We start from the raw sequence: 2,239 nt of genomic DNA, 5'->3' as shown, positions 1-2,239 counted from the left end.
GAAGGGGGCTGCCGGGTGGCGGTGACGTCCACGCGCAGGGTGTCGCCGGTGAGGGCGAGGTCGATGACCGACCGGAGGACGGCGGCGTCGTCGATCGCGCTCACCACCTCGGTGCGCACCCGCACGTCGGTCGTGCCCGTCGTGGTGACGGTCCGCCCGGTCACGGTGTCGTCGGCGGTCCGCCAGTCGTGGTCGCGGGTGACGAACCGGACGCCGCGCAGGACCAGTACCCCGTCGTGGCGGACGTCGGCGACCTCCGCGCCCCGGAGGGTCACCTGCCACGGCCCGACGACGAGCACGTCCTCGACCACCGCGTCGTCCCACGTCACGTCGTCCCGCACCACGTCGTCGGTCATGTGCCCTTGCTACCAGTCGGTCAACCGGTTGCGCAATGATGGGTCCTGGAGCGACGTCGCTCCGAGGACGGGGCAGTGCTGCCTCGAGGACGGAGTGCACGCATGACCGGACGACTGACCGGCAAGACCGCCCTGGTGACCGGGGCCGGAGCGGGGATCGGACGGGCGATCGCCGACCGGTTCGTGGCCGAGGGCGCACGGGTCGTCTACGCCGACCGGGACGCGGCCGCCGCCGAGGCCGCCGCCGGGGACGCCGGGATCGCGCTCACCGTGGACATCGCCGACGAGTCGAGCGTGACGGCGGGCTTCGCCGAGCTCGCAGCCCGCGGCACCGTCCCCGAAGTCGTGGTCGCCAACGCCGGCGTCCAGCTCTTCGGGCACGACGCCAAGGTCGCCGACGTCTCGCTCGAGACGTGGGACCGCACGGTCGCCGTGAACCTGACGGGCACCTTCCTCACCGTGAAGCACGCGGTCCGGGCGATGCTCGCGGCCGGGGGCGGCGGGTCCGTCATCGTCACCGGGTCGCCGACCGGCCTGAACGGCGAGGGGGCCGACTTCGCCGCCTACTCGTCGACGAAGGGCGGGGTCCACGCGCTCGTCCGCGCGACGGCGATGGCCTACGCCCGCGACGGCATCCGCGCGAACACCGTCGTGCCGGGCTACACCGAGACGTCGCTCGTCCGGGCGATCTCCGGCGACCCCGCGTCGCGCGCGGCCATCGTTGCGCGGACGCCCCTCGGCCGGGCCGGCACACCGGACGACGTCACCGGGATCATGGTGTACCTCGCGAGCGACGAGTCGTCCTACGCGACCGGGGCCGTCTTCCGGGTCGACGGCGGCATGACGAGCCTGTAGCTCGAGGTCGCCCGGCGGCCCGGATCGGGGCCGCACCGCGTACCGCGCTTCGATCCGGATAGCGCGGGCTGGGTGTCCGGTCCACGTGGGCCGTCCACGGCGCGCGTAGCGTCACGGTCAACGACGGTCTCGCTCTGCGTCCCTCTGACGCTCCGGTGAACCCTCCCTGACCCTGAGGATCCGTTCTGGACGTCGGTCCACACCAGGGTCGAAGCGGAGCCGGCGCTCGCGAACAGGGAGCACGAGATGAGCAACTACGAGTCGAACGACGACGTCCAACAGGTCCGGGTGACGACCTACCGGTACCTCAGACGAGCGAGCCGCCGCGGGTGGGCGATCCCGGTCGAGGCCGAACCCTCGCTCGCGGACCTCGTGGGGGAACGGGGCTCGGGCGGTCCGGAGGGACGGTGATCCCCGCGGTCGACCGACCGGCACCCGAGCTGGCGTCCACCGAACTCAGCGGGACGCCCGTCCGCGAAGTGGTCCGGAGCGGCAGCGACCCCGAGGCGGCGCTCGAGTTCTACCGCGAGGTCTACGACGGCCGCGATATGGCCTTCGAGCCGTCACCGGAGGGGTTCGGGTTCCGCTACCGAGCGACCGGCGACGACCGCGTCAGCCTCCGGACCTCGTCGGTCTCGGCGGCCCGGTCCGGCATCCTCGCGCCCGAACGCCAGTACCTCCTCGCGTGGTCGGTCGAGGGCGGCATCGTGGTCGACGACGACCGTGCCGACGCCGTCACCCTCCGCCCGGGCGTCCCGGTGCTGTACCCGGCCGGACGGCCCTTCCACGTCTGGGCACCGCCCGGCACCAAGCACCTCGTGCACGTCGACGCCGACTTCCTCGAAGCGGTCGCCGTCGTCGGCACCGACTCCGCACCCGTGCCCCTCGCGTTCCCGGTGACCGCGCAGCCGGACCGGCTCGTCGGGCTCCAGACCGTGCTGCGGCGCGTCGCCCGACCGCTGCTCGACGTCTCGGTCGTCGGGCCGGAACGCGCGGCGCTCGACCTCCGGCTCGCCGAGGCGGTGCTG

The 2,239-nt window shown here is 73.5% G+C and carries 2 protein-coding genes and 2 pseudogenes; 3 read left to right on the top strand and 1 reads right to left on the bottom strand.

What is annotated here, in order from left to right; genetic code table 11:
* Window positions 1-356, bottom strand: a pseudogene (locus tag I5E_RS13845) (hypothetical protein); the annotation flags it as partial.
* A 102-nt stretch (window positions 357-458) separates the two neighbouring features.
* Between I5E_RS13845 and I5E_RS13840 the strand changes: the two are divergent.
* The 3 genes and pseudogenes from I5E_RS13840 to I5E_RS13830 form a co-directional block, all read left to right on the top strand.
* The gene (locus I5E_RS13840; protein ID WP_022907509.1) at window positions 459-1,211 is read left to right on the top strand and encodes an SDR family NAD(P)-dependent oxidoreductase; all 753 of its coding nucleotides are present in this window, start codon (window positions 459-461) and stop codon (window positions 1,209-1,211) included.
* A gap of 246 nt (window positions 1,212-1,457) precedes the next feature.
* A complete protein-coding gene (locus I5E_RS25595; protein ID WP_022907508.1) occupies window positions 1,458-1,622 on the top strand; it encodes a hypothetical protein in 165 nt (54 codons plus the stop codon).
* Window positions 1,619-2,239, top strand: a pseudogene (locus I5E_RS13830) (hypothetical protein); the annotation flags it as partial. The gene I5E_RS25595 and the pseudogene I5E_RS13830, both read left to right, overlap by 4 nt.

The sequence above is a fragment of the Curtobacterium sp. B18 genome, from assembly GCF_000333375.1.
Taxonomy (GTDB): domain Bacteria; phylum Actinomycetota; class Actinomycetes; order Actinomycetales; family Microbacteriaceae; genus Curtobacterium.
This window is presented reverse-complemented; position numbering and strand designations above follow the sequence as displayed.

Bases quoted from the DNA above. Each gene is read 5' to 3' on its own strand.
- I5E_RS13840 (WP_022907509.1), top strand. From the start codon at position 459: ATGACCGGACGACTGACCGGCAAGACCGCCCTGGTGACCGGGGCCGGA.
- I5E_RS25595 (WP_022907508.1), top strand. From the start codon at position 1,458: ATGAGCAACTACGAGTCGAACGACGACGTCCAACAGGTCCGGGTGACG.